20 protein-coding genes are annotated in these 19,047 nt (G+C 67.0%); all 20 read left to right on the forward strand.

The genetic code is table 11. The features are described 5' to 3' along the window. Nucleotides 1–61 precede the first annotated feature (61 nt). Nucleotides 62–427, forward strand: coding sequence for a hypothetical protein (locus ACW176_RS08855; protein WP_492111670.1), 366 nt, complete (start codon nucleotides 62–64; stop codon nucleotides 425–427). Then, entirely contained in the window at nucleotides 424–609 is a 186-nt protein-coding gene (locus ACW176_RS08860) for a hypothetical protein (RefSeq protein WP_492111671.1), read from the forward strand. Before ACW176_RS08855 ends, ACW176_RS08860 begins: the two co-directional genes overlap by 4 nt. Continuing rightward, nucleotides 606–2,267 (forward strand): SNF2-related protein, encoded by a 1,662-nt coding sequence (locus tag ACW176_RS08865; RefSeq protein ID WP_492111672.1) that lies wholly within the window; start codon nucleotides 606–608, stop codon nucleotides 2,265–2,267. The genes ACW176_RS08860 and ACW176_RS08865 overlap by 4 nt, the downstream gene beginning before the upstream one ends. Then, the gene (locus tag ACW176_RS08870; RefSeq protein ID WP_492111673.1) at nucleotides 2,264–3,274 is read left to right on the forward strand and encodes a DUF1376 domain-containing protein; all 1,011 of its coding nucleotides are present in this window, start codon (nucleotides 2,264–2,266) and stop codon (nucleotides 3,272–3,274) included. The genes ACW176_RS08865 and ACW176_RS08870 overlap by 4 nt, the downstream gene beginning before the upstream one ends. Next, nucleotides 3,274–3,828 (forward strand): transcription termination/antitermination NusG family protein, encoded by a 555-nt coding sequence (locus ACW176_RS08875; RefSeq protein WP_492111674.1) that lies wholly within the window; start codon nucleotides 3,274–3,276, stop codon nucleotides 3,826–3,828. Before ACW176_RS08870 ends, ACW176_RS08875 begins: the two co-directional genes overlap by 1 nt. A gap of 306 nt (nucleotides 3,829–4,134) precedes the next feature. Beyond that, nucleotides 4,135–4,839: a hypothetical protein gene (locus ACW176_RS08880; RefSeq protein ID WP_492111675.1), complete on the forward strand. Its 705-nt coding sequence runs from the start codon at nucleotides 4,135–4,137 to the stop codon at nucleotides 4,837–4,839. Continuing rightward, a complete protein-coding gene (locus ACW176_RS08885) occupies nucleotides 4,836–7,082 on the forward strand; it encodes a terminase gpA endonuclease subunit (protein WP_492111676.1) in 2,247 nt (748 codons plus the stop codon). Before ACW176_RS08880 ends, ACW176_RS08885 begins: the two co-directional genes overlap by 4 nt. Continuing rightward, complete coding sequence (locus ACW176_RS08890; protein WP_492111677.1) at nucleotides 7,079–7,324, forward strand: hypothetical protein; 246 nt, start codon at nucleotides 7,079–7,081, stop codon at nucleotides 7,322–7,324. Before ACW176_RS08885 ends, ACW176_RS08890 begins: the two co-directional genes overlap by 4 nt. A 2-nt stretch (nucleotides 7,325–7,326) precedes the next feature. Continuing rightward, complete coding sequence (locus tag ACW176_RS08895; RefSeq protein WP_492111678.1) at nucleotides 7,327–8,931, forward strand: phage portal protein; 1,605 nt, start codon at nucleotides 7,327–7,329, stop codon at nucleotides 8,929–8,931. Nucleotides 8,932–8,941: 10 nt separating this feature from the next. Next, the gene (locus tag ACW176_RS08900) at nucleotides 8,942–10,405 is read left to right on the forward strand and encodes a S49 family peptidase (RefSeq protein WP_492111679.1); all 1,464 of its coding nucleotides are present in this window, start codon (nucleotides 8,942–8,944) and stop codon (nucleotides 10,403–10,405) included. An 89-nt stretch (nucleotides 10,406–10,494) separates the two neighbouring features. After that, the gene (locus ACW176_RS08905; RefSeq protein ID WP_492111680.1) at nucleotides 10,495–11,148 is read left to right on the forward strand and encodes a head decoration protein; all 654 of its coding nucleotides are present in this window, start codon (nucleotides 10,495–10,497) and stop codon (nucleotides 11,146–11,148) included. 89 nt (nucleotides 11,149–11,237) lie between these two features. Beyond that, nucleotides 11,238–12,257, forward strand: a complete 1,020-nt coding sequence (locus ACW176_RS08910) for a major capsid protein (protein ID WP_492111681.1) — start codon at nucleotides 11,238–11,240, stop codon at nucleotides 12,255–12,257. Between the two features lie 77 nt (nucleotides 12,258–12,334). Further along, complete coding sequence (locus ACW176_RS08915) at nucleotides 12,335–12,943, forward strand: hypothetical protein (protein ID WP_492111682.1); 609 nt, start codon at nucleotides 12,335–12,337, stop codon at nucleotides 12,941–12,943. 2 nt (nucleotides 12,944–12,945) lie between these two features. Continuing rightward, entirely contained in the window at nucleotides 12,946–13,323 is a 378-nt protein-coding gene (locus ACW176_RS08920; protein WP_492111683.1) for a hypothetical protein, read from the forward strand. Next, nucleotides 13,310–14,125, forward strand: a complete 816-nt coding sequence (locus tag ACW176_RS08925; protein WP_492111684.1) for a DUF6441 family protein — start codon at nucleotides 13,310–13,312, stop codon at nucleotides 14,123–14,125. The genes ACW176_RS08920 and ACW176_RS08925 overlap by 14 nt, the downstream gene beginning before the upstream one ends. Next, nucleotides 14,122–14,583, forward strand: coding sequence for a hypothetical protein (locus tag ACW176_RS08930; protein WP_492111685.1), 462 nt, complete (start codon nucleotides 14,122–14,124; stop codon nucleotides 14,581–14,583). The genes ACW176_RS08925 and ACW176_RS08930 overlap by 4 nt, the downstream gene beginning before the upstream one ends. Nucleotides 14,584–14,593: 10 nt before the next feature. After that, complete coding sequence (locus tag ACW176_RS08935; RefSeq protein ID WP_492111686.1) at nucleotides 14,594–14,944, forward strand: hypothetical protein; 351 nt, start codon at nucleotides 14,594–14,596, stop codon at nucleotides 14,942–14,944. Between the two features lie 47 nt (nucleotides 14,945–14,991). Then, nucleotides 14,992–15,972, forward strand: a complete 981-nt coding sequence (locus ACW176_RS08940; RefSeq protein WP_492111687.1) for a hypothetical protein — start codon at nucleotides 14,992–14,994, stop codon at nucleotides 15,970–15,972. Next, on the forward strand, nucleotides 15,972–16,421 hold the full coding sequence (locus tag ACW176_RS08945; RefSeq protein WP_492111688.1) for a hypothetical protein: 450 nt from the start codon (nucleotides 15,972–15,974) through the stop codon (nucleotides 16,419–16,421). Before ACW176_RS08940 ends, ACW176_RS08945 begins: the two co-directional genes overlap by 1 nt. Nucleotides 16,422–16,779: 358 nt before the next feature. Next, complete coding sequence (locus ACW176_RS08950; protein ID WP_492111689.1) at nucleotides 16,780–19,047, forward strand: hypothetical protein; 2,268 nt, start codon at nucleotides 16,780–16,782, stop codon at nucleotides 19,045–19,047.

Consider the following 19,047-nt stretch of genomic DNA (forward strand, 5'->3'; position numbering starts at 1 on the left):
CGGTGCGCGCGCGATGGCCGGCGGGCGGAATAGGCAACCTCGGATCTGGGAAGGGTAGTCGGTGCTTGGGGGTGTAAGCGAACTCACGCGCCTGCTCGGGCAGGGGCGCTTTGACCTGTCGACAGAGGCCAACTGTCAGGCTGATATCGAGACGCTGCTGCGCGCCAGCCTGCCGGAAGGCGCGGTCTCGCGCGAGCATCGCCTGACACCGAGCGACCGGCCCGACTTCCTGATCGACGGTCGGTTCGTGGTCGAGGTGAAGGTCAAGGGCGCGGGCCGAGCCGCCATCGAGCGGCAACTGCTGCGCTACGCGGTCCATCCGCAGGTCGAGGGTCTCGTGCTGGCGACAGGCGTCGCCATGTCGCTGCCGCCGAGGCTGTACGGCAAGCCGCTCGCCGTTGTCGGCATGGGAAGGGCCTGGCTATGAGGGCGAGCTTCTTCACCCCCGTGCCCGTGGTTCTGCCGCCCGGTCTGGACGATGACGCGCGCCTGCTGGCCGCATGGTCGGCCTATCCCGATCCGCAGGTCTGGGCGGGCGAGGTCAGCACCGTGCGTCTGGCGCGCCAACGCCTCCTCGTGCTGCGTCGAGCCCGCGAGGCGCGCGCATGAGAACCTATGGCAGTCTCGCGCGGGCCGGCGATCAATGGGTCGTGCAGGATCTTGAGCCGCACGTCGCGATCAAGATCAAGGCGCTGTTCCCTGGCGTGCCCAAGGCCGCCAAGCTGTTGACCTTCCCGGCGTCGCCCTCGATCGCGGCGGACCTGTCGTGGTTCTGCGAGCGCTATCCGCTTGCGGCCAGCAACGATGACCTGGCGACCCTCGATGCGGCGCGAACGGCGTTCGGCGCGATGCAGGCCGAGGCCGACCGCATCCTGGCGCCCGACTACACGCCGCCGCTGTTCACCGGCCTGCGCGAGGGGCAGGAGATCCGGCCGCACCAAGGCCGGTCGGTTGAGATCCTGCGTCTGTTCGGCGGTTTGCTGGTCGGTGACGACACCGGCAAAGGCAAGACCTATACGGCAGGGGCGGCGATGCTGCTGCCCGGCGCGCTGCCGGCGACGGTCGTCTGCTTTCCGAACCTGAAAAAGCAGTGGCGACACAAGATCGAGACCTTCACGACGCTGAAGTGTCACCTCGTCGAGGGCGGCCGGCCCTATCCGCTCCCGGCCTGCGACGTGCGGATCTTCAGCTACATGATCCTGCCCGGCTGGGCCGACATGTTCGACCTGCTCGGCTGCGGGCTGTCGGTCTGGGATGAAATCCACGACCTGCGTGCGGGGACCGCGACGGACAAGGGCGGCGCGGCCATGCGCCTCTCGACCGCCTCGCGCTACCGCCTCGGCCTGACGGCCACGCCGATCTTCAACTACGGCACCGAGATCCACAACGTGATGCAGTTCCTCCGGCCGGAGGTGCTGGGTGAACGCGGCGATTTCCTGCGCGAATGGGCGCCGAGCGGCCATGTCAGCGACACCAAGGCCCTCGGCGCGTACCTGCGAGACCAGAAGGCCTTAGTTCGGGAACGCAAGACCGATCCCAAGCCCAACGTGATCGTCCACACCCTGACCGACTATGAGGCGGGCGAGATCGCCGACATCGAGGAGATGGCGCAGCAGCTCGCTGAGGTGGCGGTCTCGGGGTCGTGGTCGGAGCGCGGCGAGGCGACCCGCCAGCTTGACCTGCGCGTGCGTCAAGCGACGGGCGTCTCGAAGGCGCGGGCGGTGGCCCGGTTCGTTCGCATCCTCGTCGAGGGCGGCACGCCGGTGTTGCTGTTCGGCTGGCATCGCGAGGTCTACGACATCTGGCTGGCCGAGTTGGCCGACCTCGCACCGGCCATGTACACCGGCAGCGAGACGCAGGCCCGCAAGGCTTCGGAGGCTGCGCGGTTCCTCAATGGCGAGACCGACATCCTGATCATGTCCCTGCGCTCCGGTGCGGGGGTCGATGGGCTCCAGCAGCGCTGCTCGACCGTGGTCAAGGGCGAGCTGGACTGGTCGCCCGGCCAGCACCATCAGTGCATCGGCCGCGTCGACCGCGAAGGCCAGCCGCTCTGGGACGCGGGCGAGCCTGTGACCGCGATCTATCTGGTCGTCGATGACGGCTCTGATCCGCCCATGATGGAAGTGCTCGGCCTCAAGGCCAGCGAGGCCGCTGGCGTGGTCGATCCCGATCTCGGCGTGCAGTCCAAGGTAAGCGACGAAACCAAGCTCCAGGGCCTCGTGCGGCGCTACCTCGACCGGCGCGCCGCGCCCGGCGGTGGCGCATGAAGCGCGACAACTTCTACCGCCGTGATCCTGCTGCCGCCCTCAACGGGATGTCGTCGATGAACCTCGAAGAGCGAGGTGTCTACAACACGATGATCGACCTGCTCTATCTGACCTGGCGACCTTTGGAGGATAACCGGCGCTACCTGGCTGGGCACTGCGGCTGCGCCGTCCAGAAGCTCAATCCGATCCTCGACCGCCTGATCGCACGCGAGAAGCTGATCCGCTTCGAGGTCGACGGTGTTGGCTACATTTCGAACGCCAAATTCGAGGACGAGCGGCGCTCGGTGAAGGGCGTTACGACCCGGTCTGGGCGGGCAGAAGTCGGGGAGAAGTCGGCAGGTGTCGAGGAGAAGTCGGCGGGTGTCGGAAAGAACCCATCACTTCTCGATAGCGATATCGAGGAAAATCAAGACGTTGCGGCCCTAGAGAAGAGTAGAGAAGACAAGAGTAGTTCGGAAGCTAACGCTTCCTCACCGGGCGAGCGCGAGCGCGCGAACGTCGTTCGGGAGGTGGTCGATGCGATCTGGGCTGTGTGGCCCCGAGAGGGTCGCAACGCCTCCAGCCGTCGGGAGCTGACCAGGGTCATCCGCGCTGAGCTGGCGGTGGGTGGCGATCCCGACCGCATGGTCGAGGCGGCGCGGGCCTATGCTGCTGACCGGTCGTCGCATGGCTCCTCGGGCCGGGCCAAGAACGTCGCCGAGTGGTTCGAGCTGGGTCGCTGGGTCGACTTCGAACCAACCGGCGGCGCAGCCTCTCGCAGCCTTGGGCTCGGCGGGAAGGTCGCTGATCTGCGGCGCTTCGACGGACCCGAGGAGGTGGTGGCCGCGCTGCTGGCAGCTCGTGGCGAGGCCTTCGTCCAGTCGTATCTCAACCTGGCCAGATACGACCCCGGAGGACGGAGGATCTTCCCGCATTCGGGTCAGGCCCGAACCAAACTCGCGGACGCCTGGGGTCCGCTCAAAGACATGGGCTTCGTGCTCGGTGAAGTTCAAAAAGGGGTGGCGTGATGGTTGCGGTTCAAGGTTCGGCGAAGGGTCAACAGGTGGTCGGGGAGCGTTGGAGCATTGTCGTCAGTCGCCAGCACGAGGAGCGAACGGCGCGCGAGAACCTCGTCAATCAACAGTTCGAAGTCTACTTGCCGATGCTGATCAAGGAAGCCAAGCCGACCAAGATGAAGCCTAAGCCCGGCCTCGTCGCGCTGCCGCTGTTCTCGACCTATCTGTTCGTCCGCTTCGATCCGACCGTCGCGGGTTGGAAGCGGATCTTCTCGACCAGGGGCGTGCGCGCGATGTTCATGGCCGGCGACCGTCCGCTCGTCGTGCCCGACCGTGTCATCGAGATGATCCAGGCGCGCGAGGAGAACGGCTTCATTAAGATCGCGGACGTCGATGGCGACATCGAGGGCCGCTGGTCGCGCGGCGACAAGGTCCGCGTCAATGGTAACACTGCTGACTATGAGGCGGTGTTCGAAGAGAGGATTGACAGAAACCGCGCCTTGGTGTTGATCAACCTCCTCGGGCGCAGTGTGCCCAAGGAAGTACATCTGCTAACGCTGCAATGAAGCACCTGCTCACACCCTCGTGAGGTCAGGTGCGGTAGCCGTATCAGACCTCCCATCATCCAAGGCTCGCAGCCCGCCCGACGATGTCGCGGCGGGCTCGCCTTTGGTCTGTCCCGCCCCATGGAATGCGACGTGTGCGAGCCATTCGCCCTTGATCCGAGGCCTCGGCCAGCGGGTGCAGGACCTCACGGGTCCTTCCTAGGCTCCTGACGTATACGGCGCGTTCGAAGTCGCGTTCGATTTCTTGTGTGAACCGTGAGCAAAGGCGCACGGGTTGCACGCTTCCCCCTGCACGGATGCGCACGCATGCACGACACGATTGGGCCGGTGTCCGTCGCGCGTTGCGCGGAACTCCTGACGGCCAAGGGCGACAAGATCGACCGATCCGCGCTGTCGCGTTACTGCGACGCGCACGGCCTCAAGGGCGAGAAGATCGGGCGCGAGGTGAAGGTCGATTACGAGACCGTCGCTGCTCACCGGGCCGCCAACTTCACGCGCGAGGTGATGTCCGGAGCTGCGATCGAGGCGACGGTGGGTCCGGCCGCGCCGGTGGCTGCGCCTACGCTGGTTGCGCAGGTTGCGCAGGTTGCGCCGCCGATGTCGCCGACGGCGCAGATCGCCAACATGTCGGAGCATCGCGGGCTCAAGGCCGTCCAGTTGCGCCGCGAGCTGCGCGAGGAAGCGCACGAGGAAGGGCTGCTGACGGTTGTGGCTGAGGTCGACGCGGGTGTCGCCGAGGCGATCGTCGAGATGCGGGCCGCGTTCGCCCATGCGAACGAAGATTGCTCGGAACGCCTGGCGGCCGAGCTGAACCTGCCGCCTGAGCGGGTACGGGCCTTGCGCGCCGCCTTCAAGCGGTTCGCGCAGATCGGCCAAGAGCGGTTCGCCACGCGGATGGCCAAGACCCTGGCCGCCGGCAACGAGCCGGTGGGCGACGCGATTGATCGGTTGAAGGCCCTGTCGGCGTACGCCGTTCGCCTTCGCGGCCATGCCGAAGCCTCGCCGGGATGACGATCCGCGAGACCTTCCCGGGGCTTGCCCTGGGATGGTCGGTGTTCTTCTCGGCCGTGGCGACGCAAGCCGCGCCGCCGCCGGAGATGGACACGCCCACATGGACCGACGAGTACCGCAAGATCGCGGCAGAGAGCGGCGCGCGTAAGACGGGCGACTGGGACACGAACTACGCGCCGTACATGCGGCGGCCGATGAAGGTTGGCGGCGTCGATCATCCTGCGGCGTCGATGTGGCTGCGCTGGTCGGCCAAGTCGGGCAAGACCCAGATCTTCATCAACGTTGCGTTCCACTGCATCGACACCGCCCCGCGCTCGATCGGCATCGTCTGCGCGTCCGACCAGAAGCAGAAGGATTTCGAGAAGGAAGTCTGGACGCCGAACGCCAGGGCGACGACGCAAGTCGGGCTGAAGATCCTGGCGATCAAGGCCGGCGCCGAGGACAGCTCGACCAAGTATCACAAGCGCTTCCGGGGCGGCTTCCTCAAGATCATCAACGGCGGCTCCGAGGCGCAGCTCCAGCAGTCCGACATCGGCCTGCTGATCTTCGAAGAGCCTTCGTCCTATCCGAAGGATGTCGGCGGACGCGGCCCGACGATCCGCCAGGCGCGCTCGCGATCGGACGCATGGGGCGACGACCTCAAGGAACTCGGCGGCGGTACGCCCAATGTCGTCGGCGATTGCCCGGTCACGGGCGAGGTCGAGCGGCGCACGCTGGAGCGGTACTACATGCCGTGCCCGCACTGCGGCGGGCTCCAGCTCCTCGTCTGGGAAAACATGCAGCGCGAGAACGGTCGCCCGTTCTTCATCTGCCAGCTACCGGACTGCGGCGAAAAGATCGGCCACGAGCACAAGCGCGGCATGCTGGACGCCGCCGCCGAGCTTGAGGCTGTCGGCAAGGCCGGCTGGTTGGCCTGCTTCGAGCACAAGCTGCCCGACGGGACGCTGGACAAGGAACATCCTAACCGGCCGCCGCCGCCGTTCATGACCCCGGCTGAGTGGGATTACTGGTTTGAGCGGCGCGGGCCTGACATCGGCACGATGCTTGAAGGCCGCGACCCCTCGTTCGACGCGATCTGGCAGGCCTATTCCCCGTTCACCACGTGGGCGCGGATCTGGGAAAAATTCGACGAGGCGAGCCAGTCCGGCAACCCGCAGGATCTCGTCGTCTTCTGGCAGCAAGTCCTGGCCCGCCCTTTCGAGGCCAGTTACGACCGCCCGGCCACGGCGGTGCTTTACGAGAAGCGCGAGATCGCTGCGGCCATCGCGGGCAACCTGCAACGCGGCGTCATCCCGCCATGGGCTTGGACCCTGTTCGGCGCCGCTGACGTTCAGGGCGACCGTCTTGAATGGGCTGTATGGGCGGTCGGCCCTGTCGACCTGACACCCGAGGGCGCGGTCGGCCGTCTGTACGGTCGGATCGACGCCGGGATCATCCCTATCCCGCCGATCGACGCGCGGGCGTGGACCGAGTTGGCCGAGATCACCCGCCGGACCTATGAGGGGCCGCACATCCACCCGATCGGGTTTGACCGGTTCGGCGTCGACACCGGCGGCCACCACACCAGTCGCGCCTATGCCTTCTGCGCGGGCCGCCCGAACGTCATGGCGCTGAAGGGCGCGTCTCAGTCAGGCGACCTGGCGCAGGCCTTCCCGATCGAGGCGGGCACGCGGCGCAAGGCCAAGATCGGCAAGCGCGTTGTCGGTGAAGTCCAGCTCTATCTGGTCAGCACCCACAAGGTGAAGAAAGAGATCTATTTCGGCCTGGCCCAAACCCTGGCCGGCTGCGAGACGGGCGAACACCTCCCCGGCTCCGTCACCCTTGAAGGCACCGCGACCGAGCTGGATTTCCAGCAAATCACGGCCGAGGTGCTGAAGCCCGCCGACCCTGCCAAAGGGCGTAAGTTCGAAGTCTGGGAACCCGTCGCCGGTTGCCGCAACGAGCAGCTCGACATGGCGGTCTATTGCCACGCCATGGCGTGGTCGTTCCTGCCGGAAATCCTGACACTCGCCGACTGGAAGCGCCTTGTGGCCTCGCGTCGGCGCGAACCGAGCCGCGAAGGTCAGTTGCCTCTTGAGGGCATCTGGTCAGGCGCCCCGCCCTTGCCGCCGCCCGTCGCCGGCCAGTCCCCCGTCGCCCTGCCGCCCCCGCGCGCGAACGCCGTTCGCGAGCAGGCCACGGCGGCCCCTGACGCCAACCATGCGCTGTTGCGCCTGGCCCGATTGAATGGAGCTTCCGCATGAGCTGGCGCGATAACCTGCCCGCCGCCCAAGCCCGGCTCGCCGCCCTTGAGGCCGCCGAGTTGAGCGCCCTGATCGGCGAGCGCGTCAAGAGCGTCCGCTATGAAACCGGCGGCGTCGAGTACAGCGAACCGGTCAGCACAGACCAGCTCGCCCGCTCGATCTATGAGGCCCGCGTGATCATCGGCCGTCTCGGCGGCGCGGCTCCGCGCGGCGGGGCTATCATCCCGACCATGGGCGGCTGATCATGGCCGCACCGGTTCTCTACGGCCCGACCGGCCAGATGCTGCCGCCTGGCATCGGCCAGCTCGTGCGCGCGGCCTCGGGCGTCGAGGTCAGCTATCGCCACGGCGCGGCGCAACGCCAGGCCCTCGACGGTTGGAACGTCGGCCAGACCAGCGCCGACGCCTACTGGCTGCGCGACCGCGACGACTTCGTCGCCAAGACCCGCGATCTGCTGGCTCGCGAGCCGTGGGCGCAGGGTGGCGTCGAACGCAAACTCGACATGCTGGTCGGTGCGGGGTGGCGCCCTTCGATCAAGCCTGACGCGGCGGTGCTGGGCATCACGCAAGAGCAAGCGGCGGCGCTGGGCAGCGGCCTGGAGCGCAACTATCGCACCTGGGCGGATGATCCGCTCTGCCGCTGCGACGTTGAGGAGACCCTCAACGCCTCATGGCTGATGCACATGGCGGTGATGGAGCACACCATTACGGGCGACGGCCTCGGCGTGATGCGCTGGAAGCCTGGCCGGGGTTGGGGCTATCGCACGGCGATCCAGATCGTCGATGCGGACCGCCTGTCGAACCCGAACGGTTCGCCTGAAACCGAATACCTGCGCGGCGGCGTCGAGAAGAACACCGACGGCGCTCCGGTCGCCTACCACATCCGCAACGCGCATCCGGGCGACTATCTGGGTTCGACTTCTCCCGACGCCTTCACCTGGACCCGCGTCGAGCGCCGCGAGGAGTGGGGTCGGCCCCGCGTCATGCACCTGTTCCGCAAGGACCGACCCGGCCAGACGCGCGGCGTGTCCAAGCTGGTCGCCGCCCTGGCGCGCTTCAAGCAACTCCAGCGCTATGCCGACAGCGAGCTGGCCAACGCCGTCGTCAACGCCCTGTTCGCGGCGACGATCACGTCAAGCTTCGACCCGACGGTCGCGCAGGAACACCTCACCTCCTCGGCCGTCGCGGGCGTCCATGACCTGCGGCATAGCTTCTACGAGCAGTACAATCCGACCCTGTCGGGCGCTCGCATCCAGCACCTGTTCCCCGGCGATGACCTGAAATTCCTGACCTCGTCGCGCGAGGCCGGTTCGCTTGGGGTCTTCACCCAGACCTTTCTGCGCTCGATCTCCAGCGGGCTCGACATCGCCTACGAGCAGATGTCGATGGACTGGTCGAACGTCAATTACTCGTCGGCGCGCATGCTGCTGATCGAGATCTGGCGCGGGGTGATGAAGAGCCGCAGCCTGATCGGCATGATGTGGGCGACCCCGACCCTGCTGGCGGTGTCCGAAGACGGGATCGACGCAGGTCTCGTCGATGTGCCTGCTACGAAGGTCGATCTCTATGAGGCCCCCGCCGCTTGGCTGAAGGGCCAATGGATCGGCCCCGCCAAGGGTTGGGGCGATCCGGTCAAGGAACCGACCGGCGCCCTCATGCAGGTCGCCATGGGTTCGACGACGCTCGAAGCCATCGCCGCCGAGCAGGGTGGCGATCTCGAAATGAACGTTCCGCAGCTTGGCCGCGAGGTCGAACTCTTCAAACGCGAAGGGCTCCTGCCACCCGCGCTGCGCGACATGCTCGCGGCGACCCACGCCATCGAAAGCTCGCCCGACCGGGCCGACGACTAGGACATCAATCATGCGAAATCTCGCCATCATGGCGGCCCGCCTGTCGGGCCGTCCCTTGCTCATGCGCGACGAGGCGTCTGTCCTGTCGCTGGCGCGCCTGGCCGGTGTCGAGCCCGACCGCGAACGGCGTTCGGGGCTGTCGACGCTGTTCGGTCGTGCCCGCAAGGTCGCGGCGGACGTCGGCGGCGACGAGCTGCTGGAGCCTCTGGCGTGGATGCCCGACTGGATGGGCCAGCCTGACGCCGTCGGCTACGGCTGGTCGATGCGCAATGGCGTGGCGATCATCCGCGTCGATGGCCCGCTGCTCGACGAGGGCTTCGGCTACGGCGATTGCTGGTGGCATGGCTACGACACCCTGCGCGTGGCCATCGAGACGGCCCGTGAGGCGGGCGCGCGCGGGATCGCGATCCGCTCCAACAGTCCCGGTGGCATGTGCGCGCCAGGCCTGCCGGAGCTGGGCGACTACATTCGTTCGATCCGCGCGGCGGCGGGCGGCATTCCAATCTGGGGCATCGTCGAGGCCGGCTACAGCGCCATGTATTGGCTGCTCAGCGCCTGCGACGTCATCGTCTGCATGAAACAGGGCGGCGCGGGCTCGATCGGCGCGGTCGTCACCCACTGCGACGTCTCCGGCGCCCTGTCGAAAGACGGCATGGTCGTCACCCACGTCCAGTTCGGCGCGAACAAGACCGATTTCTCGTCGTTCAAGCCGCTCTCCGACGACGCCAAGGCGCGGCTGCAAGCCGAGATCGACCAATGGGGCCGCTGGTTCGTCGATGCGGTCGCCGAGGGCCGTCCGAACCTGACGCCTGAAGCGATCATCGCGACCCAAGCCCGCTGCTATTTCGGCGACAGCGACGATCCGCAGCTCTCGGCTCTGGCCGTTGGCCTTGTCGACCGCGTGATGACCGAGCGCGAGGCCTTCGCGGCGCTCGAAGAGCTGGTCGCAAACCCCGTTTCCCCGGCGGCCCCTGCCGCTTCCGCGCCTCTTAAGGAGAAAACCATGAAGCGCAGCACCCTGGCGGCCGTCCTCGACGACCCCAAGCTGACGGCGACCCAAAAGGTCGCCCAGCTCAACGCCATCCGCGCCGATGAAGGCGAAGGCAAGCCTGACGACGAGATCGCGGACGATGAAGCGGCCGAAATGCCGGCCGAGGACGAGCCCGCCGAAGGCGAAGGCGAAGACGGCGAAGACAAGCCGGTCGACGCCAAGGTGGCCAAGTCGATCCTCGACAGCCCGGAAGCCAAGGGCCGAGAGAACCTCGCCCGCGAACTGGCCTTCACGCCGGGCATGAGCCTGGATCGCGCCGAAAAGCTGCTCAAGGCCTCGGCCAAGGGCGGCAGTCTCGGCTCGCGCATGGATGGCCGTGACCCGCCCGTAAGCCACTCCGGTGGTCGGCAGCAGAACAAAGGTGAAGCGGCCATCGACACGGGCGGCATCTACGCCAAGCGCCGCGACGCCCGCAAGCGCTAGCCGCCCTGTCGGCCTAGCACCCATCCTCACCGCTTAGCGGTGAAGCGCCGCCGCGCGCCATCAGCGGCTTCCCTGAATGGAGAGCAACCATGCTCACTGAACGCACTTATGGCGGCGAGTTCCTGATCTCGGACGCCAATCGCACCCGCTCGCGGGAAAACATCGTCATCGCGGCCAGCCAGACCCTCAACGCCGGTCGTGTGCTGGGTCGCGTGCTGGTCGGGGCTCTGACGGCTGTCGCCGCCGCTGTCGCCGGTAACACCGGGAACGGCGTCATGGGCGCGGTAACGGTCGACGATGGGGCCGCCGTCGGCGTCTATCGCCTGGTCATGATCGAGCCCGGCTCCAACCTCGGGGACTTCGTTGTGGAGCGCCCTGACGGGGTCATCGACGGCCATGGCAAGGTCGCCACTGCCTACAATGGCCGGGTCAACTTCACCCTGGCCGATGGCGCGACCGACTTCGTGGCTGGTGACAGCTTCGACATCACCGTCACCGCCGCCGACGCCACCGCGCAGGGCCAGTACAAGGCCGTCGCCCCGGCGGCGACCGACGGGACGCAGGTCGCCGCCGGCATCCTCTGGGACGCCGTGACCACGGGTGTCGGCGTTACGGCCAAGGCCGCCGCCGTCGTTCGCGACGCCGAGGTCGATCTGGCCATGCTGGACTTCGGCGCCCTCGACGCCGGGCAGAAGGCGACCGCCATCGCGCAACTGGCCGCCCTCGGCATCATCTGCCGCTAAGGCCCACCCGCCGTCCGGACAGCCGGGCGGCGGGCTCTAATCCAGCCGGGATCGCCGGCCGTTTTTCCTCAAAATCAAGGACCAAAGCTATGCTGGATATCTTCAAATCCCGGCTGTTCGAAACCACGACCCTGACGGCGTCGATCAACGATCAGCAGTATGTGCCGACCTACATCAATGACCTGGGCATCTTCGAAGAGCAGGGCGTTTCGACGACGTCCGTGGTGATCGAGCGCCAGGGCTCGATCATCTCTGTCCTGCCGACGACCGCTCGCGGCGCGCCGGGCAAGCCGATCCAAGGCGACAAGCGCAAGGGCATCCCCCTGCTGATCCCGCACGTGAAGGCAACCGCCCAGCTTCAGGCTGACGAGGTCCAGAACGTTCGCGCCTTCGGCTCCAATGACCAACTGGCCGGCGTGGCGGAAAAGCGCGACGAGAAGACCCGCAAGATCTCGACCAGCCTCGACCTGACGCTGGAGTATCACCGCCTCGGCTGTATTCAGGGCCTCGTGCTCGACGCCGACGGCTCGGTCATCCTCGACATCTTCGACGCGATGGGGATCGAGGAGTTGGCCGAGGTCGAGATTGATCCGTCTGTGACCTACGATCCCAACAATCCGGTCAAGGCGGGCGCCATCCGCCAGAAGCTGCGCGGCATGAAGCGCGAAACCGTCGTCGCCCTCGGCGGCATCAGGCCCAAGGGCTGGCTCTGCCTGGCCGGTAACGATCTCTACGATCAGGTCGCCGACGCCCCGGAAGTTCGGGCGACCTATCTGGCCCAACAGGAAGCCACCGACCTGCGCGGTGATGCCGATCTGGAAAGCTTCAAGTACGGCGGCATCACCTTCGTCAACTACGTCGGCGCTGGCGATGTCTCGATCGACGATGAAGTCGGCCGTGTCATCCCGCTCGGCGTCCCCGGCCTGTTCCGCACGGACTTCGGCCCGGCCGACTATCTCGAGGCCGTCAACACCAACGGCCTGCCCAAGTACCTCAAGGCGGTCATGGACCCCTCGGGCTACAACCGGTTCATCGAGATGGAAGGTCAGATGAACGACCTCAACTACTGCACCCATCCGCAGTCGCTTCGGAAGCTGGTCCTCGCCTAGGGCGGGGTCCAGCCGTCACCGGCCGGCGGCCTCGCGTCGCCGGCCACTCTCTTCCTCGACATCACCGGAGGCCGATCATGGCCAAGACCCCCTTGACGGCTCCTGCCGCCACGTCGGAACTGCTCGACGATCAAACGCCCGCCACCGTCCCTGCCGGAGAAAGCCACGACGCGGTCGTGGCCTCCGACGCCCTGGCCGAGGGCGATCCTGCCGCCGAACCGGCGGTATCCGCGTTGCCGCCAGAAGTCGTCGCCCAACTGACGCAGGCGGCCGACAATCTCGAAGCGGCTCAACGGGCGACCGAGGATCTGCAGCTCCAGCTCACGGCGTCGACCGCCAAGGCTGTCGATCTGCAAGACCGTCTCGACATCGCCGAGCGTTCTCTGGCCTCCGAGGTCTCGGCCAATGCCGCGACCCGCACGGAACTGGCGCGAGCGTGGGCAGGCGCCGGGCCGCGCGAGACCGACGACGACGCCCCCGACGGCGAACCCGCTGATTGGATCGCCGACGGGCTCTACGTCATGAAGACCTCCAAGATCCCCGACGAGACCGGCGCGCTGGCGCCGCGTGGCCGTCTGGCCATCGTCGGCGAAAAGCGCGCCGACGAGCTGGTCGAGCAGGGTCACGCCCGCCCGGCCACGCGCGCCGACGTGATCGCCGCCAAGCGTCCGCCGGTTCGTCTCTAACCATGCGCGCCGATCACGCCGCCCGCGTCGCGAACGCCGTTCGTCAGCACCTTTGGGGCGACCTTGAGGTTTGCCCTCCCGAGGGTGGCTGGCGGACGGTGCGGGGCGAGGTGCGGCCTGATTGGGTCGAGGAGACCCTCGACGGGTTTGCCAGCCGCACCGGTGTCGTCGCCGACGCCCTTCACCTCGACGAGATGGACTTCGCGCCGACCGTCCCCGCCAGCCCGCGTCCGATCAAGGATTGGTGGGTGCGCTATGTCGACGTGACCGGCGCGACCGTGGTCAAGCGTCTGGCCGAGCCCCTGCGCGGCAAGCCCGGCGGACGGTTCATGTGGGGTCCTCTGAAGCCCGCCGACCGGGAAGCCGATGTTCCGGTCTGACGACCTTATGGTCACCCTGGCGATACAGGGTGATCTGGAGCGTTGGGCGGAAGCGGCCAAGGTCGCCATCCTACAGGGCGTCGCCGACGCGGCGGCCGAGGAAGGGCGCGACGGTCTGGAGAAGCTGCGCGCCGACGTTCGCAATGCGGGCCTCGGTGACGGCGTCGCCAACGCCTGGCGGATGGAAGTCCAGCCCCGCAAGCGACTGGCCTATTCCCCTGCCGTGTTCTTCCGCTCGGCCGCGCCGCACATCATCGACGCCTTCACCAAGGGTCAGCCGATCCGGGGCAAGCCGCTGCTGGCGGTTCCGATCCCCGGAAGCCCGGCCGATACAATCCGCATTCGGCGTGGCCAGGAGCGCACGGCCGAGATCGAGAAGCGCTACGGCCCGTTGCGGGCCATCAACCTCAAGGGTGGCGGCGTCATGCTGGTCGCCCGTGGCCGCGCCAATGCCGACGGCTCCGGCGTGCGCCAGCTCATGCGTCGCCGCGCCACCGGGACGAAAGATTACTTCACCCCGCTCAACCAGAAAAATCAGGTCGATATCCCGATGTTCTGGCTGATCCCCAATGTGCGGCTCGGCAAGCGGCTCAACTGGCCGGAAATCGCCCGGCAGATCCAGTCCGACTACGCCCAACGGGTCGAGACGAACCTGCGCAAGCGGCTGGCCAATACCGGGTCGTCGCTCCTCAACGCCTCGTATGGCGACGCGCAGCGCGCGCAGTCTGACGCCTGGCTGCTGGAGCAGTCGGAACAGATCGCCGCCCGCCGTCTGCAACCCGCGAAGGAACTCGACTGGTGACCGACCTGACGCAGATCGCCCTGGCTCAGACCGGCATGGTCGCCGCCTTGCAGGCCGGCGACATCGCCGACGGCCTGACTGTACGAAACAACGAAGCCCTGCTCGACGATTGGGGTGAGGTCTGGCTCAACGTCGTGCGCTCGCCCGCGCCGCCCAAGATCCTCGACGAGGTGCTTGGCTTGGGTGAGGACGACGTCGTTGTCGAATATGCCCAGACCTTCAATCTGGAGTGGATAGTCACCCGCGAGGATGATGCCAAGCGCGAGCTGGCGTTTCAGCAGGGGCTCAAGGCGATCGAGACCGCCCTGCACGCCGACCGCACGCTCGGCGGCGTGGCTCGTCACCTGATGATCGGCCCGCCCGATTTCGAAAACCACCGGCTGGCCTTCATGGCGAAGACCTCGGCCGGCGTCATTCCCGTCCGCGTCCTGCTGGCGGGCGCGTCCCTCATCGGCTGAGGAGCTTCCCATGTCACGTCTGCCCAAGGGTGGGGCCTCGGCCGCCGCCGCGACCGCTGCTGTCGAGCCCGCCATCGGCGAAGCGGCGAGCGATCCGGCCGCGACCGCCTTCAATGGCGCCGACCCCGCCGCCTTCGACCATGACCATGACGGCAAGCCCGGCGGCTCGACCCCGGCCGAGCCTTCCGAGATCGCAGAACGCCAGCTCGCGGTCGTGCTGCTGAAGCCCTTCGAAGGCGTAGCGCGCGGCATGGTCGTCACCGGCTCGGTGTCGCGCATCGCGCAGATCCCCGATGACGCCAAGCGCATCGCCTCCGACCACGACCTGGCCGTCGCCGGTCGCAACGTTCGCCCTCTCTGACTGTCACGCCAGCCCTCACAGGCAAGCCCTAACCGGGAGCATCCCTTATGACCGCCACCACGATCCCCGCCTCTTCGCGGGGCCGCGCCGTCGAGACCCGCCTGGCCTTCGAGGCCACGGCCGGCGTCGTCGCCGCCACCGGCTGGAAGCGCGCGCGCTTTTACGACCTGACCGCCGGCATGGAACGCCCGCTGGTCAAAGATGACCAGCTCGGCCTGGCCCTGGCCAACACCCGCGACAGCGGCAAGCGCCGCCAGGGCCTGCCCGGCGGCTCCCTGCGCCGGGTCGCCCCGATCAACCTGACTGAGGTCGGCTACTGGCTGTCGGCGGGCTTCGCGCGCGCTGCCGCCACGGGCGAGGAGGACGCCTATGTCCACGTCTTCACCTCCGGCGGCGACCCGGCCCAGACCTTGAGCCTGGCGCAAAAGTACGGCGCAGCCGATTTCGGCTGGGATATCGGCGTCGCCCTGGCCGAGGTGCAGATCTCGGCCGCCAAGACCGATCAGACGGCCCGCCTCAACATGACCCTGATCGGTCTGGGTGATGCTGTTGGAACCGACTGGCCGCAGGCCACCATCGCCGCCGCCGCCGAGGCCGATGACTTCTCCGACTGGCGCTGGCGGGTGCTCTGGGACGATGTCGCCGTCGGCGCGGCCCTCAACCTCGACGTCAACCTCAATCGCGGTGTCGAGCGCGTGAACGGCCTGGACGGCGACGAATGGCCGTCGTTCCACCACTTCGGCGAGGGCGACGCCACCGGCAGCTTTAAGCTGTACGGCCGGGGATCGACCTTCCGGGATCTGGGCCGGTCGGGCGACACCGGCAAGCTGACGCTGGAGGCGACCAGCCCGACCGATCCGGACAACCTGTTTTTCCGCATCGAACAGGAAGGCGTGCAGTTCAACCAGCCCCAAAATCAGGTGTCGGGTGGCGGCCAGTTGTCGGCCGACATGACCTATGCCGCGTCGCAGGACGCCACCAACCATGCCGTGACCATCACGCTCGGCAACCGTGTGGCCGCGTACTGATGGGGCCGCGCGACAAGCAGATCGGCGATCAGCTCGGGCTTGTCGTCAATGATGGGCTTCGAACGCTTGATCTGGCGCACGGTGTTGTCCTGACCTATCGACCGCCGGAGGGCGCTGATTGGGCGGCGGCGCGAACGGCGTTCGCCAGAACGATGGGGGCGATCAAGACTATCGCCGATGCTCGCGCCGCTTATGGTCTGAGCGATCAGGATGTCGTCGCCATGATCAAGCCGACGGTCTGGGAAGATTTCGGGGACTGGTGCGTTTGCGTGCATCTTGCCGCCCGCATCGTGACATCGGTCTCCCGAAAGGTGGGCGAGGAAGTCCGTGTGGTCGAACCGGACGTTGCGGCCTTCAGTTACCTGTTCAAGCTCGTCAATAACTACGATGTTTTCGACGCTGCTGTGCGGGTTGCGGGGCGGGAGCTGATAACCGCAAAAAAAGAATAGGCGCCCTCGCAGAGTACCTGTTTCAGGGCGGGGGCGCCCACTGCGACGGCTGCGAGCGGATGGGTCGGCCTTGCCGGGACACTCCCGACAGTTGCCCGCGAGACCGCAATGGCCCTGAGCACCCCGCCGAGCATGAGGCGTGGTCGATCGCGGCTTCCGGTGGTGCTTGGCTGGCTCCGGTTCATCCGCGCTTCAAGGATCGACGGCCCGCTCTGGATTGGGCCGGGGTTCGCAATCTCCACGATCCGGACGCCGCCCCATGGGCGCAGGTCCGCCCTTTACTGATCGCTCTCGAAGCCGGTGCGCGCCGGGCTGTCGGCGTCGATCGAGAACCCCCGTTGCCGGAGGATCAAGGCCTATGACCATTCCTGTCGCCATCCGCCTGGGTCTTGAGGGTGGCCAGGCCGCCACGCGCGGCATCGAAGAGTTCGGGCGCAAAGGCGGCGGCGCGCTTCGAGATCTGAGAAAAGAGGCGGCAGCGCTGCCGCCACATCTCGTCGCGGTATCTCGTGGTGTCGGGTTGATCAAAGACAAGGTCGATGATCTCGCGTCGGGGACGGGTGCTCTCGGTGACATTGCTGGATCATTTGGCAAGTACGGGACTGCTGTAGCGGCGACAACTGCGGTTGTTGCCGCCGCAGCGATGGCGCTAAATCGCGCTGCTGAGAACGCGATCGCGTTCGCTGACGAGATCGACGGTGCTGCGCAACGTGCAGGCGTCAATACCGACACGCTGCAAGAGCTTCGGTATGCTGTGAAGATGACCGGCGGCGAGTACGCCGATGCGGACGCCGCGATTGGCGGCTTCACCAAAACCCTTGGTCTGGCCGAGAGCGGGAATGCCAAGGCGCTGAAAAACTTCAAGCAGCTTGGCTTCACTCAGGCGGACCTCAAGGCGTTCAAGTCGGCCGACGAGGCGTTGATGGCTGTGGCCGCGCGCGTCGCTGAGTTGGACAAGGAAACCGAACGGCAGGCGATTGCTGACAAGCTTGGCATTACCGGTTTGACCCCAGCGCTCCGTGAGGGGACTGGCCGGCTCGCGGAGCTTCGCGCTGAAGCGCACGAGGTTGGCATTGTCAGTCAGGAAGTGACGAAAAAGGCAGGCGAACTGCAGGATAAACTCGACCAGTTGTCGACCAAGACCCTGGCGACCCTGAACAGTCAGCTCGTCCAGGCCGGGCCGCTCACCGTCGCATTGGCCACCGGGCTGAGCGAGGGCGCTGTCGGCGCCGCAGGATTCTTCAAAAACCTTAGTGACGCGCTCCCTGTCGTCGATGACCTGATCAAGAAAACGCCCCTGTTGAAGGGTTGGCTGGAGGCTCTCAAGGTCGCGTGGAATATCACGCCGTTTCCTTGGATTGGCCGGGGTGTGAACGCTCTTGGCGCCCCGACCCGGGCTAAGGATCTTGGGGCGTCCATCCAGAACATGCTCGGTGGCGGCTTGGGCAAGATGGAGCTTCGCGACGGTGAGTGGGCTGCCGCTGGAAAGCCTGGCCCTAGCCGTGGAAGGTCGCTCTTGGACGTCCCGGGCGACGGCAAGGCCGCTGCCGGTGCGGAGGCTGCGCGGGTCAAGCGCGAGCTGGAGCAGGCCCGCAAAGAAGCCGAAAAGCTGGAGCTGGCGACGAGACAGGCGTCGGGTGCTGCGCTCGACTATGCGGACGCCACGGCCAAGGCTGCGGCCGAGGCTAGCGGTGACGCCTCGACCCTCGACTATCTGGAGCGGGTCAAGGTCTACTATGCCGATCTGAACGGTCTGCTGAAGGTTGGTGTCGATATCCTCGAAGCCAAGACGCTGGTTCAAGATCGCATCCTGGCTCAAGCCAAGGCCGAGATGTCTGCTCGGTCAAACCCGGAAGGGTTCAAGTCCGCCTCGCAGGGTGTGGCTGAGGCGCTCGGCGACGCGGTGATCGAGGCTCCGGAGATGGACTTCGATTGGCTGCGCATTGGCGCGGGCGACGCCTTCCACGACGGCCTGATGGCGGCGGCCGACAATGGCGACTTCTTCGAGGCTTTCGAGGCCCGTCTGCGTTATGCCGCCGCGTCGGCCCTCGCTGGCCAACTCACCAATGCGCTGTTCGCCAAGTCTAGCGGCGGTGGGTGGTTCGGAAAGCTGGTCGGCGCAGCGGCCGGAGCCTTGGGCGGAAGCTTCGGCGCGTCGGCCGGGGTCTCGGCCGCCTCGGCGGCGGATCTGGGCGGATCGGATCTGGCTTCGCGCCTGGCGGCAGGCCGGGCCACGGGCGGGCCTGTCTATCGCGGCGATGTGCGGCCGATCGACGAGTACGGGGTCGAGCGTTATGGCCGCTTCAGCGGCGACGGCTACATGGTCGACGCCGCTCGCACGGCGCGAGAGATCACCGACCAGACCCTGTCGGCCAAGTCGGCCTATGGGCAGTCGGCCGGCGGCGGCGGCCCGATTTCGGTCGCGCTGCACAACAATGCGCCCATGCCGCTCCAGGCGTCCGCGCGCGAAAGCGACGACGGCATGGGTGGCCGCAGGGTCGAGATCGACATCGTCGAGCTGATCGACAAGCGCGTCGCCAAGGGTAACCGCGACCTGTTCGGCGGTGACTACGACAGCGCTTTTCAAACCACCTTCGGCGCCCGGCGTCGTCTGAACGGAGGCTGA

The sequence above is a fragment of the Caulobacter sp. FV1ye13L genome, from assembly GCF_058681155.1.